This is a genomic window from Pseudonocardia sp. ICBG1142, assembly GCF_020496255.1.
Classification (GTDB): domain Bacteria; phylum Actinomycetota; class Actinomycetes; order Mycobacteriales; family Pseudonocardiaceae; genus Pseudonocardia.
In genome coordinates, this window is record NZ_JAHLJC010000031.1 from 70,511 (window position 1) to 85,894 (window position 15,384).

At 76.7% G+C, this 15,384-nt stretch carries 11 protein-coding genes and 2 pseudogenes; 11 read left to right on the forward strand and 2 right to left on the reverse strand.

Features of this window, described 5'->3' with window-relative positions; translation table 11 throughout:
* Positions 1–23 precede the first annotated feature (23 nt).
* From KPL59_RS24820 to KPL59_RS24865, 11 genes and pseudogenes are all read left to right on the forward strand, one after another.
* Positions 24–3,218: a hypothetical protein gene (locus tag KPL59_RS24820; protein WP_226362180.1), complete on the forward strand. Its 3,195-nt coding sequence runs from the start codon at positions 24–26 to the stop codon at positions 3,216–3,218.
* Positions 3,215–4,222, forward strand: coding sequence for an HAD-IIA family hydrolase (locus KPL59_RS24825; protein ID WP_226362181.1), 1,008 nt, complete (start codon positions 3,215–3,217; stop codon positions 4,220–4,222). The genes KPL59_RS24820 and KPL59_RS24825 overlap by 4 nt, the downstream gene beginning before the upstream one ends.
* 70 nt (positions 4,223–4,292) lie before the next feature.
* Positions 4,293–4,499 (forward strand): hypothetical protein, encoded by a 207-nt coding sequence (locus KPL59_RS24830; RefSeq protein ID WP_020622954.1) that lies wholly within the window; start codon positions 4,293–4,295, stop codon positions 4,497–4,499.
* Positions 4,500–4,501: 2 nt separating this feature from the next.
* Positions 4,502–5,335: a TlyA family RNA methyltransferase gene (locus KPL59_RS24835; protein ID WP_226362182.1), complete on the forward strand. Its 834-nt coding sequence runs from the start codon at positions 4,502–4,504 to the stop codon at positions 5,333–5,335.
* Positions 5,332–6,258 (forward strand): NAD kinase, encoded by a 927-nt coding sequence (locus tag KPL59_RS24840; protein WP_075305866.1) that lies wholly within the window; start codon positions 5,332–5,334, stop codon positions 6,256–6,258. The genes KPL59_RS24835 and KPL59_RS24840 overlap by 4 nt, the downstream gene beginning before the upstream one ends.
* A 90-nt stretch (positions 6,259–6,348) precedes the next feature.
* Positions 6,349–8,337, forward strand: coding sequence for a DNA repair protein RecN (gene recN, locus KPL59_RS24845; RefSeq protein WP_226362183.1), 1,989 nt, complete (start codon positions 6,349–6,351; stop codon positions 8,335–8,337).
* Positions 8,338–8,620: 283 nt separating this feature from the next.
* Positions 8,621–9,808, forward strand: coding sequence for a putative cytokinetic ring protein SteA (gene steA / locus KPL59_RS24850; RefSeq protein ID WP_226362184.1), 1,188 nt, complete (start codon positions 8,621–8,623; stop codon positions 9,806–9,808).
* Positions 9,793–10,557, forward strand: a pseudogene (locus KPL59_RS24855) (copper transporter); the annotation flags it as partial. The gene steA and the pseudogene KPL59_RS24855, both read left to right, overlap by 16 nt.
* Before the next feature lie 77 nt (positions 10,558–10,634).
* Positions 10,635–10,727 (forward strand): annotated as a pseudogene (locus KPL59_RS37810) (hypothetical protein); the annotation flags it as partial.
* Positions 10,728–10,749: 22 nt separating this feature from the next.
* Positions 10,750–12,528, forward strand: a complete 1,779-nt coding sequence (locus tag KPL59_RS24860; RefSeq protein ID WP_226362185.1) for a CTP synthase — start codon at positions 10,750–10,752, stop codon at positions 12,526–12,528.
* 169 nt (positions 12,529–12,697) lie between these two features.
* Positions 12,698–13,330 carry an NUDIX hydrolase gene (locus KPL59_RS24865; protein ID WP_020623249.1) on the forward strand — a complete coding sequence of 211 codons (633 nt, stop codon included), beginning with the start codon at positions 12,698–12,700 and terminating at the stop codon, positions 13,328–13,330.
* Positions 13,331–13,374: 44 nt separating this feature from the next.
* Here KPL59_RS24865 and KPL59_RS24870 read toward each other — a convergent pair whose 3' ends face one another.
* Entirely contained in the window at positions 13,375–14,862 is a 1,488-nt protein-coding gene (locus tag KPL59_RS24870; RefSeq protein ID WP_226362186.1) for a CdaR family transcriptional regulator, read from the reverse strand.
* Entirely contained in the window at positions 14,859–15,302 is a 444-nt protein-coding gene (locus KPL59_RS36010; protein ID WP_308187946.1) for a DUF917 family protein, read from the reverse strand. Before KPL59_RS36010 ends, KPL59_RS24870 begins: the two co-directional genes overlap by 4 nt.
* Between the last annotated feature and the right edge of the window lie 82 nt (positions 15,303–15,384).

Below are 15,384 nucleotides of genomic sequence, written 5' to 3' on the forward strand. Positions count from 1 at the left end.
GTGTTCGTTTGTACCCTGACCACGTGACGGACGGGGAACGTCCCGGCAACGGCCGGGCAGGCGAGGGGCGCGGCTCGCGCAGCGGGTCGGGATGGTCGCGCGGCGATGACCAGCGGGGACGGCGCCGTGACGGCGACGACCGCCCGCGTCGCGACGACCGGGCCGGCCGCAGCAGTAGCGACCGTGCGCGGGACGACCGAGGGCGTCCGGGCGACCGTCGTACCGAGGGACGCTCCTGGTCCGACCGGGGCGGACGCGACACCGATCGGGGCGGACGTGACACCGGCCGGCGTGACAGCGGCTTCCGCGGCGACAACCGGGACCGGCCGCGGCGCGACGACGACCGTCGTCCGGCCCGCGACGACGATCGTCGGTCCGGTGGCTCCGACCGCCGTGACTCGTTCCGGGGTGGACGCGACGACCGCGGCAGCCGCCCGTTCCGCGACGACCGTGGTGGCCGGCCCACCTCGGGCCGTGACGACCGCCGTCCCCACCGGGACCGCGACGACCGTGGCCCCCGTCCGCAGCGTGACGACGACCGCGGCGGTCGGTCCTTCCGGGACCGCGACGACCGCGCCGGTCGTCCGGGCTCCGGCCGCGACGACCGTGGTGGCCGCTCGTTCTCGGGCGGCGATGACCGTGGCAGCCGCTCGTTCCGCGGCGACCGCGGAGGACGACCCACGGGTGACCGCGACGATCGTGGCGGCCGCTCCTACCAGGGCCGTGACGACCGACGGCCCGCCCGCGACCGTGACGACCGTGGTGGCCGCCCGTACCGCGACGACCGCGGTGGTCGCCCGGCCGGGGACCGTGACGACCGTGGCGGCCGCTCCTTCGGCGGGCGGGACGACCGCGGTACCCGCTCCTTCCGGGACCGCGACGACCGTGGGCCTCGTCCGCAGCGCGACGACGACCGCGGCGGCCGTTCGTTCCGCGACCGCGAGGACCGGCCCACCCGTCCGTCCCGCGACCGTGACGATCGTGCCGGCCGCTCCTTCGGCGGTCGCGACGACCGTGCCCCCCGTGGCCGTGACGACCGCGGCGGGGACCGGCGCAGCACCTTCCGCGACCGCGATGAGCGTGGCGGCCGTCCCGCAAGCGGCCGTGACGACCGCGCCCCTCGCGGTCGTGACGACCGCGGCGAGGGCCGGCGCAGCACCTTCCGCGACCGCGACGACCGCGGGCCCCGGGAGGAGCGGCCGTATCGCGCCCGCGAGGAACGACCGTCGCAGGGCCGCCCGGTCGAGGGGTCCACGGCCCTGGAGCCCCAGGACGTCGTGCAGACCGACCCGGCTCCGTCGTCGGCCCCGGCCGGTGACACCCCTGTCGTGACCCCGTCGTCGGCCGGCACGCCGGTCCACGACGGTCGCGAGCCTGCACCTTCGACCGGCACCACCTCCGAGGCCGCCACCTCCGACGCCACCGCACCGGGTACCGGCACCCCGGGACCGGACACCTCGTCCGCAGCGGCGGACGGCGCCCCGGCCGGCCGCGACGAGCGCACCGACGACGTGGGCGGCACGGGCACCGTCGCACCCGACAGCCCCCGGACCGACGGCCCCCGGACCGACAGCGACCGGGCCGATAGTGATCGGGCGACGGACACCCGCGGGACCGACTCCCGCGGTGCGGGGGCCGACGCGGTCGACCGTGCCGGGACCGACCCGGTCGCAGCGGGCACGACAGGAGTCGCCGACGGTCCCCGCGCGGACCGCGCGGAGCGTCCCGCAGGGCGCGACGAGCGTCGCCCGCTCCGTGACCGTGACGAGCGTGGCGACCGTGGCCAGCGCCGGGAACGCGACGACCGCGGCCCGCGTGGCGGCCGGGACGACCGTGGACCGCGGGCCGGCCGGGACGACCGCAGGCGCGACGACCGGGGGCGGAACGACCGCGGTCGCAATGAGCGTGGCCGTGATGAGCGTGGCCGTGATGAGCGTGGCCGTGATGACCGTGGCCGCGACGACCGTCCGCGCCGGGCGATCCCGGAGTCGGCCGAGCGGACCTTCGTCGCCGAGCCGGACCTGCCGGCCTCGGTGTCGGCCGCCGAGCTCGACCCGAGTGTGCGACGGGACCTGCGCGGGCTCCAGAAGGAGACCGCCGAGGTCGTGGCGCGGCACCTCGTCGCCGCGGGTCTGCTCGTCGACGAGGACCCCGTGCAGGCCCTGGAGCACGTGCGCTACGCACGCCGCCGCGCGTCGCGGATCGCCGTCGTCCGCGAGGCGGCCGGCATCGTCGCCTACCACGCGGGGGAGTGGAACGAGGCTCTCGGCGAGTTCCGCGCGGCCCGCCGGATGGGCGGCGGACCGGGGCACGTGCACGTCATGGCCGACATCGAGCGCGCCCTCGGACGTCCCGAGCGAGCCCTCGACCTGGCCCGCAGCCCCGAGGCCCGCGACCTCGGCCACGAGGAGCGCATCGAGCTGCTCATCGTCGCCGCGGGCGCCCGGCGCGACCTCGGTGAGGCCGACGCCGCCGTCGTCGGGCTCCAGGTCCCCGAGCTCGACGCGGCGCGCCGCGACCCGTGGAGCGCCCGGCTCTTCTACGCCTACGCCGACAACCTGCTCGCCGCCGGCCGTGAGTCCGAGGCCGTGCAGTGGTTCGTGCACGCCCACGACGCCGACGCGCACCGGGAGACCGACGCGGCCGCGCGGATCGCCGAGCTGACCGGCGACGAGCTCGAGGGCGCCGACGACGAGCTCACCGTCGGCTGGGAGGACGTGCCCCCGGCCGCCGACGACCACGGCACCGACCACCGCACCGAGACCGGCACCGACGCAGGCGGTGCCACGAGCACCGATGCCGACAGTGCACGCGCCGATGCCGCGTCCGCCGACAGCTCCGACAGCGCCGAGACCGAGGCCCCGGTGGTCGACGGGACCGACGAGGACGGGACCGACGAGAACGGGACCGTCGGGGCTGGGACCGTCGGGGACGGCACCCGCGAGGAGCGGACCGGCGAGGACGGGACGGACGACGTCCGCGGGGACGCCGAGGCCGACACCGTCGCCGGTCAGGTGGCGGCCGGTGGGACCACGTCGGGCGCAGTGGACGGGGACGGCCCGTCCGACCCCGAGAGCCCGTCGGGCGCCGGCAGCGCGGCCCCGGAGGGCGGGACCGGACGGGACGACACCGCACCGGACCCGACCGCACCCGTCACCGACCAGGACACGGTTCAGGACCAGGACCAGCGCCGGGACCCCGGGGCCGGCGACCGGTGACCGACGACCTGCTGTCCCGCCACGACGTCCTCCTGGCCGATCTCGACGGCACCCTGTACCGGGGCCCCGAGGTCGTCCCGGGGGCCGTCGAGGCGGTGCTCGGGGCGGCCGACCGCGGCGTGCCCACGGTCTACGTCACCAACAACGCCTCCCGCAGCCCCGCCGACGTCGCTGCGCACCTCGCCGAGCTCGGGTTCCCGGCGCGCGTCGAGGACGTCCGCACCAGCTCGCAGGCCGCGGCCGCGATGCTGGCCGAGCAGCTCCCGCCGGGCGCGCGGGTCCTGGTCGTCGGCACCTCGGCGCTGGCCGAGGAGGTCCGCGCCCGCGGACTCGCCGTCGTCGACGCCGCCGACGGCGCGGACGCCGTCGTCCAGGGGCACTCGCCCGACACCGGATGGCGGATCCTGGCCGAGGCGGTCGTCGCCGTCCGGGCCGGGGCGCTGTGGATCGCCTCCAACGTCGACCCCACCCTGCCCACCGAGCGGGGTGCACTGCCGGGCAACGGCTCGATGGTGCAGGTCGTGCGGACGGCGACCGGCGCGCAGCCGCAGGTGGCGGGCAAGCCCGCCGCCCGGCTGCTCCGCGAGGGGGCCGGCGACGCGCGGGCCCCGCTCGTCATCGGGGACCGGCTCGACACCGACATCGAGGGCGCCAACGCCATGGGCGCCCCGTCGCTGATGGTCCTGACCGGGGTCAGCGGCGCCGCGGACCTGCTCGCCGCCGCCGCGGAGCTGCGCCCCACCCACATCGGGGCCGACCTCGCCGCGCTCACCCGTGCACCGGACGAGCTGGCCCCCGGTCCGCGACCCGGGTGGCACATCGCCGTCGACGGCGGCACGCTCGTGCTCTCCGGCGACGGGGACGGTCCCGAACCCGCGGTGGACGCGCTGCGTGCGCTCTGCGCGGTGGCCTGGGAGCACGGCGTCCAGGACGTCCGCCCCGACGGTGCGGCCGCCGCCGCGGCGCTGGCCGACCTCGGTCTGGCGGAGCCGCCAGGGCGGTGACGCCGCGTCCCCGCCGCTGTCGGGACCGTCGGCTACCGTGGCGTCAGAACCCCGTCCCCGGAGACCATCCATGAGCGTTCCCGCACCCGGACCCCGTCCGGGCGACCCGCGGCCCGAGCAGGACCGCCCGGTCGCTGCCCTGCGTGCCGAGGTCGACGCGGCCGTCGCGGCGCTCGACGCGCTGGACGACCGTCCGGTCGCCGAGCACCCGGCCGCGTTCGAGCGGGTGCACGCCGCGCTCGGCCGCGCGCTGAGCGCCGGCTCGGAACGGGAGTGACGATGGGCCCCACCCGTTCCCGGCTCGACGCCGAGCTCGTCCGCCGCAAGCTCGCCCGCTCCCGCGGCCAGGCCGCCGAGCTGATCGCCGCCGGCCGGGTCGTCGTCAACGGCATGCCGGCGGCGAAGCCCGCCACCGTGGTGGACCGGGACGCACCCGTCCTCGTCCGCCCGGACGACGCCGGCGAGCCCGACTGGGCCTCCCGCGGCGCCAAGAAGCTGCTCGGGGCCCTCGACGCGTTCACCGGCGTCGATCCGTCCGGGCGGCGCTGCCTCGACGCGGGCGCCTCCACCGGCGGCTTCACCGACGTGCTGCTCACCCGCGGGGCGGCAGAGGTCGTCGCCGTCGACGTCGGGTACGGCCAGCTGGTGTGGCGCCTCCAGTCCGACGAGCGCGTCGACGTGCACGACCGCACCAACGTCCGGGCCCTCGAACCGGCGCAGATCGGCGGACCGGTCGACCTGACCGTCGCCGACCTGTCGTTCATCTCGCTGCGCACCGTGCTTCCGGCACTCGCCGCCTGCACCGCGCCCGGAGGCGACCTGCTGCCCATGGTGAAACCACAGTTCGAGGTCGGAAAGGACCGGCTCGGGTCCGGCGGGGTCGTGCGCGACCCGGGTCTGCGCACCGAGGCGCTGCACGGGGTCGCGACCGCCGCCGCGGCGGCCGGGCTGCAGGTCCTCGGTGCGACCGCGAGCCCGCTGCCCGGCCCGTCGGGCAACGTCGAGTACTTCCTGCACCTGCGCCGGCCCGCCGACGGACCGGCCGGCGTCGCCCCCGCACAGCCCGAGCTCGCACCGATGCTGGCAGCCGCGGTCGCGGACGGCCCCGCATGAGGGACGTCCTGCTGGTCCTGCACACCGGGCGACCCACCAACCGCAAGACCGCGCTGCACGTGATGAGCGAACTCGGGCGGCTCGGCCTACGCACCCGGGTGCTCGCCGACGAGTGGGCCGAGCTCGCCGCGGACCCCGACGTCCCCGCGGGCTACGAACCCGTCCCGGTCCCCGGGAGCCCCGAGTGCGCCCGCGGCGCCGAGGCGGTCCTGGTCCTCGGCGGCGACGGCACCCTGCTGCGCGCCGCCGACCTCGCCCGCCACGCCGGCGTGCCGCTGCTGGGCGTCAACCTCGGCCACGTCGGCTTCCTCGCCGAGGCCGAGGAGGACACCCTGCCCGAGGCACTGCAGAAGCTCGCCGACGGCGACTACGAGGTCGAGGAACGCACCACCCTCGAGGCCGTCGTCACCGCCGCCGGGCAGGTCCTCGGCCGGGCCTGGGCGCTGAACGAGGCCGTCGTCGAGAAGACCACCCGCGGCCGCATCCTCGAGGTCGTCCTCGAGGTCGACGGCCGCCCGGTGTCCTCCTTCGGCTGCGACGGGGTGCTCTGCTCGACCCCGACCGGGTCCACCGCCTACGCGTTCTCCGCGGGCGGCCCGCTGATCTGGCCGCAGGTGCAGGCGCTGCTGGTGGTCCCCAGCAACGCACACGCCCTGTTCGCCCGGCCGATGGTGATCGCGCCGGAGAGCACCGTCGCCATCGAGGTGTCCGCCGACGGCCCGTCCGCCGTGCTGGACTGCGACGGTCGCCGCACCGTCGCCGTGCCGCCCGGGGCCCGGGTGGAGCTGCGCCGCGCGTCGGAGCCGGTGCGCATGGTGCGCCTGGCCGCGCAGCCCTTCGCCGACCGGCTCGTCCGCAAGTTCGACCTGCCCGTCCGGGGCTGGCGCGGGGCCCGGAACCCACCACCGGATTCGAACGCCTGATCGACCGTTCGGCGCACGGGAACATCCGTTCGGTGCCGGCTGCGTGTCGGGGCTCGAACGCTGTCGGTGTTCGAACGTATGGTCCCACGCATGTTGTCCGAGATGCGGATCCAGGGCCTCGGCGTGATCGACGACGCGACCTTGGAGCTCGACCCGGGCCTGACCGTGCTGACCGGCGAGACCGGCGCCGGGAAGACCATGGTCGTGACCGGGCTGAACCTCCTCGGCGGTGGCCGTGCGGAGTCCTCGCGGGTGTCGGCCGGGGCGAAGCGGGCCGTCGTCGAGGGCCGGTTCGCGGCCTCGCCGGGTGCCCTGGAGCTGGCCGAGGAGGTGGGAGCCGAGGCCGACGAGGACGGGTCGCTGATCGCCGCCCGCACCGTGTCGGCCGACGGGCGCTCCCGTGCCCACCTGGGCGGGCGGTCGGTGCCGAACGGGGTGCTGGGCAGGCTCGCCGAGACCCAGCTCGCCGTGCACGGGCAGAACGACCAGCTGCGGCTGCTGCGCGGGTCCGACCAGCGTGCCCTGCTCGACCGCTTCGCCGGGGACCCGGTCGCGGTGCCGCTGGCCGCCTACCGGGCGGTCCGCACCGAGTGGCTCCAGGTGGTCACCGAGCTCGCGGAGCGGCGGGACAACGCGCGCCGGCTCGCGCAGGAGGCGGACCTGCTGCGGCACGGGCTCGCCGAGATCGAGGCCGTCGACCCACAGCCCGGGGAGGACCGCGAGCTCGTCGGACAGGCCCGCCGGATGGCCGAGGCCGACGACCTGCGGGCCGCCGCGGAGAGCGCACATCTCGCGCTGTCCGGGACGGACGACGGCGAGGCCCCCGGTGCCGTCGGGCTCGCCGGGCAGGCCAAGGGGTTCGTCGAGGGCAGTGGTGACCCCGCGCTCGAGGAGCTCGGGCCGCGTCTGACCGAGGCCGTCGCGGTGCTCGCCGACGTCGCGGCCGAGCTGTCCGGCTACCTCGACCGGCTCGACGCCGACCCCGAGCTGCTGTCCCGCGTCCTGACCCGGCAGGCGGAGCTCAAGGCGCTCACCCGCAAGTACGCCGCGGACACCGACGGCGTGCTCGCCTGGGCGGCCACCGCCCGCGAACGGCTGTCCGGGCTCGACACCTCCGACGAGGCGCTGGCCGAGCTGTCGGCCCGCCGTGACGCACTCGCCGGTGAGCTGGCCGGGCACGCCGCCGCGGTCACCGCGGCGCGCACCGCTGCTGCGTCCCGGCTGGCCGAGGCCACCACGGCAGAGCTCGCCGGTCTCGCCATGAAGGACGCGACGCTGCAGGTCGGTGTGCAGCCGCGGCCCGCCGCCGACACCGGGCCGGTGCTCGAGGTCGGCGGGCGGCGCTGTCAGGCCGGGTCGAGCGGTGTCGACGAGGTCGAGATCCGGCTCGTCCCGCACGCCGGTGCGGTGGCCCAGCCCCTGCACAAGGGGGCATCCGGCGGTGAGCTGTCCCGCGTCATGCTGGCCCTGGAAGTCGCGCTCGCCGGAGCCGACCCAGTGCCGACCATGGTGTTCGACGAGGTCGATGCCGGCGTCGGCGGCCGGGCCGCGGTGGAGATCGGCCGCCGGCTCGCGCAGCTCGCCTCGCGGCACCAGGTCATCGTCGTGACGCACCTGCCGCAGGTCGCGGCGTACGCCGACCGGCACCTCGTGGTGCAGAAGGCGTCGGGGGCGGGGGTCACCCGCTCCAGCGTGCGGCGGCTCACCGAGGAGGAGCGCACCGGGGAGCTGGCACGGATGCTGGCCGGAATGGACGACACCGACACCGGCCGCGCGCATGCCGAAGAGCTGCTCAGCGTCGCGACCGCGCACCGCGAGGCCGACCGCGCGGCGGCACGCCCCGCGGATCTCGCCGAGGCCCGGTCGTGGCGCGCGCAGTCCCGGCGCGGCCGGCCCCCGCAGGACGTGGAGCCCGAGCTCGCCACCGCGCAGGCGGAGGGGAGCGTGCCCGGACCGCGCGGCAGCGATTCCCGCGGTACGGACTCCTGCGGCACCGACACCCGGGGAACCGGCTCGGACGGCGCGGCGGGCCGGCCGGCCGCGTCGCCGCGGCGTCGCCGGGTCGCCCGGGCCGGCTGAGCGGCCGGGCGAGCGATTGGGCCGAGTGGCAGGGCCGGACGGCCGAGCAGATCGGCAGGGCCGGACGGCCGAGCAGATCGACGGGGCCGGACGGCCAGGGTGAGCCGCCGGGCCGGGTCGCCCGTGTGCGCCGGCGGGCGGCGTGTGGTCGCTGTGGGTGAGCAGGCCGCTGCTCCGATTGCCGCCGACCGGCGGCGCGGGGAATGCTCCGGGCCAGTGACGTCACAGTCTCACGCGGCGTGCCTCCGTGGTCACGGGCGCCCCACCTGTCACAGTGCGCGACATGAAGCTGTCCGGCCTGCTGCACCGTTCCCGACCGGAGCTGCCGGGCCTGACCGGCCCGGCACGCGCCGACCGCCGCATCGAGTCGCTGCTCCGGCGCCTGCGGCCCGGCGACATCGCGGTGATCGACCAGGTCGACCTGGACCGGGCGACCGCGGACGCGCTCGTCGCCGCCCGGGTCGCCGCCGTCGTCAACGCCGCGCCGTCGATCTCCGGCCGGTTCCCGAACCTCGGCCCGCAGGTGCTCGTCGAGGCGGGTGTCCCGCTCGTCGACGACTGTGGTCCCGACACCCTCCGCGCCGTCAAGGACGGCATCCGGGTGCGGCTGCACGACGGCGTCCTCTACTCCGGCGAGCAGCCGCTGTGCGAGGGCCGCGAGCAGACCGAGGACACCGTCGCCGACGCCCTGGACGAGGCCAAGCAGGGCCTGACCCACCAGCTCGAGGCGTTCGCCGCGAACACCATCGAGTTCATGCGTCGTGAGCGTTCGCTGCTGCTCGACGGGCACGGCGTCCCCGAGGTCGACGTCACCCTCGACGGGCGGCCGGTGCTCGTCGTCGCCGCCGGGTTCGAGCACCTCGCCGTGCTCAAGCAGCTCAAGGCCTACATCAAGGAGTACCGGCCGGTGCTCATCGGCGTCGGGGCCGGGGCGGACGCGCTGCTCAACGCGCGCCACCGCCCCGACCTCATCGTCGCCGACCCCTCCGAGGTGTCGAACCAGGCACTGACCAGCGGCGCCGACGTCGTCGTCCCGGCCTTCCCCGACGGGCACGCCCCGGGGCTGCACCGTGTGCAGGACCTGGGCGCCAGCGCCGTCACCTTCCCCTCGATGGCCAACCCCGAGGACCTGGCGCTGCTGCTGGCCCACCACCGCGGCGCCTCGATGATCGTCACGGTCGGGCTGTCCGCGTCGATGGGGGAGTTCCTCGACCGCGGACGCTCCGGCAGCAACGCCTCCACCTTCCTGACCCGGCTCCAGGCCGGGGGCAGTGTCGTCGACGGCGCGATGATCGCGCAGATGTACCGGAGCCGGACCTCGTTCGCGCCGCTGCTGCTGCTCGTCGCGGCCGCCGTGGTCGCGGTCGTCGTCGCGGTGCTGGTGTCCGGCGGTGGTCCGGCGGTGCTGGAGTGGCTGCGCGGCGTGCTGGAGAGCGTGCGGGCCCTGGTCGCCGGATGGTTCCCGGCGTGATCTCGCGGCGCCACCACCGCATCGCCCTGGTCGCGGTGTTCGTGCTGGCCCTCGCGGCCGGGTTCGCCCTCGCCGTCGTCGGGCTGCCGCAGCGCATCGCCGACGTCGCGGCCTCGGGGGCGGACACGGGAGAGACCGCCCGGCTGAGCGCCGAACGCGATGCCCTGGCCGCGCAGCTGCACGCCAGCGACGAGTTCGCCGGCCGCGTCGGACCGGACCTGGTGCGCGGGAAGCTCACCGGGGTGCCGGTGACCGTCGTCTCGCTCGGTGCCGACCCGGCCGACACGCGCGCGGTCGCCGAGCTCGTCGTCACCGCGGGGGGCAGCGTCGCGGGGGAGGTCGTGCTCACCCTGGCCGTCACCGACCCGGCCCGCGCCGACCAGCTGCGCGACCTGTCTGCGCGGCTGCTGCCGTCGGGGGCGCAGCTCCCCACCGCCACCGACGCCGGTGCGCTCGCCGGGGGCCTGCTCGGCTCCGCGCTGCTGACACCGCCCGACGGCCCCGCACCCGCCCCGGACGCGGCCGGCACGGTCCTCGCCGGGCTCGCCGGCGGCGGCTTCGCCGAGGCCCCGCAGGGCAGCCCCGCGGCCGGGAGACTCGCCGTCGTCGTGACCGGGGCGGCGTACTCCGGGGTGGACGCCGACGCCTCGGCAGGCACCGCCGCGGCACTGGCTGCCGAGCTCGACCGTCGGGGTGCGGGAGCCGTGCTGGCCGGGCGGGACGCCGCGGAGGGCTCGGCCGTCGCCGCCGCCCGGGCGGCCGGGGCCGGGCCGGGGGCCGGCTCGCCACCGTCGACGGCGTCGGCACCGGGGCCGGGCGGGTCGCGACCGTGCTCGCACTCGCCGAACGACAGGCAGGAGGCACCGGCCGCTACGGTTCCGGGGCCGGAACGGCGGGGCCGGTTCCCGCCGCCCCTTGACCGATCGGTAGGCTGAAGCTCCGTGCAGACTCGCGCCACCCGTCATCTCTTCGTCACCGGTGGGGTCGCGTCCTCGCTGGGTAAGGGCCTGACCGCCTCCAGTCTCGGTCAGTTGCTCACCGCGCGCGGGCTTCGCGTCACCATGCAGAAGCTCGATCCGTACCTCAACGTCGATCCCGGGACGATGAACCCGTTCCAGCACGGCGAGGTGTTCGTCACCGAGGACGGCGCCGAGACCGACCTCGACGTCGGCCACTACGAGCGGTTCCTGGACCGCGACCTCGCCGGGCGGGCCAACGTGACCACCGGCCAGGTCTACTCCGAGGTCATCGCCAAGGAGCGCCGCGGCGAGTACCTCGGCGACACCGTCCAGGTCATCCCGCACATCACCAACGAGATCAAGGACCGCGTCCTCGCGATGGCCGAGCCCGACGCCGAGGGCGTGGCCCCCGACGTGGTCATCACCGAGGTCGGCGGCACCATCGGCGACATCGAGTCGCTACCGTTCGTGGAGGCCGCCCGGCAGGTCCGCCACGAGGTCGGCCGGGACAACTGCTTCTTCCTGCACGTGTCGCTGGTGCCGTACCTGGCGCCGTCGGGCGAGCTGAAGACCAAGCCGACCCAGCACTCCGTCGCAGCGCTGCGCAACATCGGCATCCAGCCCGACGCGGTGGTCCTGCGCGCCGACCGGGACATCCCCGAGGGCATGAAGCGCAAGATCTCGCTGATGTGCGACATCGAGCTCGACGGCGTCGCCGCGTGCCCGGACGCCCCGTCGATCTACGACATCCCGAAGGTGCTGCACGGTGAGGGCCTCGACGCCTACGTCGTGCGCCGGCTCGGACTGCCCTTCCGCGACGTGGACTGGACCGTGTGGGGCGACCTGCTCGACCGCGTCCACCACCCGCGGGAGACCGCGACGATCGCGCTGGTCGGCAAGTACGTGGACCTGCCCGACGCCTACCTCTCGGTCACCGAGGCGCTGCGGGCCGGGGGCTTCGCCCACCATGCCAAGGTCGCCGTCCGCTGGGTGCCGTCGGACTCGTGCGAGACCCCGGCCGGCGCGGCCGAGGCGCTCGACGTCGTCGACGGGGTGCTCATCCCCGGCGGCTTCGGCATCCGCGGCATCGAGGGCAAGCTCGGCGCGATCACCCACGCCCGCACCCGGCGCATCCCCACCCTGGGCCTGTGCCTGGGACTGCAGTGCATGGTCATCGAGACCGCGCGCACCGTCGCCGGCCTGGAGGGTGCCAGCTCGACCGAGTTCGACCCGGAGACCGCGCACCCGGTCATCTCGACGATGGCGACCCAGCGCGACGTCGTCGCGGGTGAGCGGGACATGGGCGGCACCATGCGCCTGGGCGCATACCCGGCGGTGCTGCAGCCCGGCTCGGTCGCGGCGAAGGCCTACGGGACGCGCGAGATCTCCGAGCGGCACCGGCACCGCTTCGAGGTCAACAACGCCTACCGGCAGCAGCTCACCGAGGCGGGCCTGGTGTTCGGGGCCTCCCCGGACGGCACGTTGGTGGAGTTCGTGGAACTGCCGTCGTCGCAGCACCCGTTCTTCGTCGGGACCCAGGCGCACCCGGAGCTCAAGAGCCGCCCGACCCGGCCGCACCCGCTGTTCGCGGCGTTCGTGAAGGCGGCCCTGCGCTACCGGGCCGAGGACCGGCTGCCGGTGCACCTGCCCGGCCGGGACAACACCGACGCCGACGACGCCGAGACGGTCGAGGGCGACGACGTCGCCGTCGGTGCGGGCGGCAACGGCGTGGCCCCGGCCGAGAGCACCTCCGTCCGCTGACCCCGACCGGACCGGGCCGCCGCCGGTGGTGCGGTCCGGTCCGCCGGTCGGGTGCCCTGCCGCCGGGCGCGGGGCGCGGCCCGTACGGCCCGCGCGCCCCGCACAGGCGGGGCCCGGCGACTACTGTCCGACGGGTGATCGAACTGCGCACCCGCCGGGCGGTGGCCCGGTGACCCGCCCCGGTGAGCACGACTTCCCGGTCCGCTCGGCCACCGACATCTACTCCGGTCGTGTCATGGCGCTGCGGTCCGACCGCGTCGTCATGCCCGGCGGCCGGGTCGCGACCCGCGAGATCCTGGAGCACCCGGGCGCGGTCGCCGTCGTCGCGGTCGACGAGTCCGGGCGGGTCCGGATGCTGCACCAGTACCGCCACGCCGTCCGGCGACGGCTGTGGGAGCTCCCCGCAGGCCTGCTCGACGTGGCGGGGGAGGACCCCGCGGTCACCGCGGACCGGGAGCTGACCGAGGAGGCCGGGCTGTCGGCGCGCGACTGGTCGGTGCTGCTCGACGTCGTGCCCTCGCCCGGGTTCTCCGACGAGTCGGTCCGCATCTTCCTGGCGCGCGACCTCGTCGAGAAGCCCCGCCCCGACCTGGGCGACGACGAGGAGGCCGACCTGGAGCTGCGCTGGATCCCGATCGCCGAGGCGCTCGGGATGGTGTTCTCCGGCGAGATCGTGAACGCGGTGTCCTGCGCCGGGCTGCTCGCGGCCCGCGCGGTCCTGGCCGGGGAGTTCGACCCGCGGCCGGTCGACGCCGAGTGGGTCGACCGGCCGTTCCGCTTCGCCCGCCGCGCCGACGAGTGACCGCCCTCGCCACGGGGTGCCGCATCCTCCGGCCGTAGCCGCGTTCAGCTGTGGAACAGCACGCTGCGGCACGCCAGGTGCAGGGCGAGGCGCTCGTCCGGGTCGGCGAGGTCGACGCCGAGCACGTGCCGTACCCGCTCGATCCGGGTCGCGACGGTGTTGCGGTGCACCCCGAGCACCGCCGCGGTCTCGGTCAGCGACGACTCGGCGTCCAGGTAGGCGGTCAGCGTCGTCAGCAGGTCCCCGGGCCTGCCCTGCAAGGGCTCCAGCATCGACCTGGCGGCGGGTAGGAAGGTGTCGGTGCGGGTCCAGGCCAGCAGCAGCGCCCCCAGGCCGAGCCGGTCGACGTGGACGAACCGGCCGCTGGTCGTGCGTTCGGCCGCGAGCCGGGCCGCGTCCCCGGCCTCGCCGAGGGTCCGGGCCAGCCCGCCCGCCCCGCGGTGCACCCGTCCCACCCCGGTCGAGGTCGGCAGGGACTCCCGCAGCAACCACTGGGTGCGCCGCGCGGCCGTCGCGTGCTGCTGCAGCTCGCCGGCGACGGGCTCGTGGTCGAACGTCGTCCAGGCGTTCCACCCCGGCCCCTGTTCGACGACGACCGCCCGCAGCCGCGCCGTCTCCACCGCCCGCAGCACCTGCTCCCGGGCCGCGACGACGTCCACCGAGGACGGCACGTCGATCCGCAGGCCCGCGTGCCAGCCGTCGAGCGACCAGCCCGCGTCGAGCGCCCGGCGTCGCAGCCCGGCGGGGAGCGGGTCCCCGGCCTGCAGGATCTCGGCGAGCAGCGCCGTCCGCAGCCGCGCGTCGCGCTCCACGGTGAGCCGCTGCTCGGCGAGCCGCTGACGGACCGAGTTCGCGGCGACGGCCAGCGCCGCCCGCAGCGCCGCGGTCTCGGCGGGCACCCCCTCCGGCTCGGTGACGGCCAGGCGGCCGTCCGGCTGGCCCGGACCGAACGCCACCTCCAGCAGCGCCGACCCGGCGGCCGGCGGCGGGGGCGCGGGGCCCACCGGATCCGCGCCCGCGACGACCGAGCCGCCCGGGTCGAGCAGCCACACCGGCCGCCGCCAGGTCCGGGCCAGGTCCGCGACGAGGTCGTCGACGCCGCCGTGCGGGACCCCGCACACCGCCGCCGTCCGACCGACGAGTGCCGCGACCACCTGGTCGGGCTCCTGCAGCAGCCGGGTCGCGGTCAGCGCGGCGGCCAGCGCGTCCGGTGTGCCGAGCACCGGCAGCCCCATCCGCCCGGCGAGCAGCCGGCTCGCCGGGTGCAACGGTGCGTCCCCGGCGAGCAGCACCGCGACGGCCCCGGCCGCGACGGCGCGGCGCAACAGCACGTCCAGGTGCCAGTCCTCGCGCGGCGCGGACACCGCGACCGTCAGCAACGCCGCCCGCACCTCACCCGGGTCGGCGTGCAGGTCGGCGACGGTGACCACCCGCTCGACCGTGGCGCCGTCCGGGACGGGACCGCCCAGCGAGCGCACCGCGGCCCAGTCGGGATGGGCGAGCAGCCCGGACAGACCCAGCCCGCCGCTCACCGCCCCGCCCCCGTCCCGGACGGTGCCGCCCCGCCGCGGGCCGTGGGCGGTCCGAGCCCGAACGCCTGCGGACCGACGTGGACCGCAGCATCCGGGCGGGCCGCCCACCACGGCGGCGCGGGCAGCACCAGGACCAGCACGTCGTCGCCGGCGCGGACGGCATCGGCGGCGATCGGCGCGGCCGAGCGACGGTCCAGCAGCACGATCACCTCCGGCGACGCGGCCACCGTCTCGCCGTCGGCGAGCACGAGCAGGTACTCGTTCTCCGCCTCGATCCGCAGGACACCCGTGCCCGGTGCGTCGACGGTGACCGCGGCCCGGCCGAACCGGCCGACGGGGGAGCGGCGCACGTCCACCACCCGGCCGCCGCCGAGCGGCTGCCCGCCGAGCGCGTCGGCGACACGGGCGGGCGCCGGGGTGTCACCCAGCCCGGCGTGCACGCGACCCAGCCCCAGCGCGCGGCCCAGCGTGCCCAGACAGGCGTCGCCGAGCGCGGCCGAGGCCGGTGCGCGGGCGCCATCA

Bases quoted from the DNA above. Each gene is read 5' to 3' on its own strand.
- recN (WP_226362183.1), top strand. From the start codon at position 6,349: ATGTTGTCCGAGATGCGGATCCAGGGCCTCGGCGTGATCGACGACGCG.
- KPL59_RS24835 (WP_226362182.1), top strand. From the start codon at position 4,502: ATGGGCCCCACCCGTTCCCGGCTCGACGCCGAGCTCGTCCGCCGCAAG.
- KPL59_RS24840 (WP_075305866.1), top strand. From the start codon at position 5,332: ATGAGGGACGTCCTGCTGGTCCTGCACACCGGGCGACCCACCAACCGC.
- steA (WP_226362184.1), top strand. From the start codon at position 8,621: ATGAAGCTGTCCGGCCTGCTGCACCGTTCCCGACCGGAGCTGCCGGGC.
- KPL59_RS24830 (WP_020622954.1), top strand. From the start codon at position 4,293: ATGAGCGTTCCCGCACCCGGACCCCGTCCGGGCGACCCGCGGCCCGAG.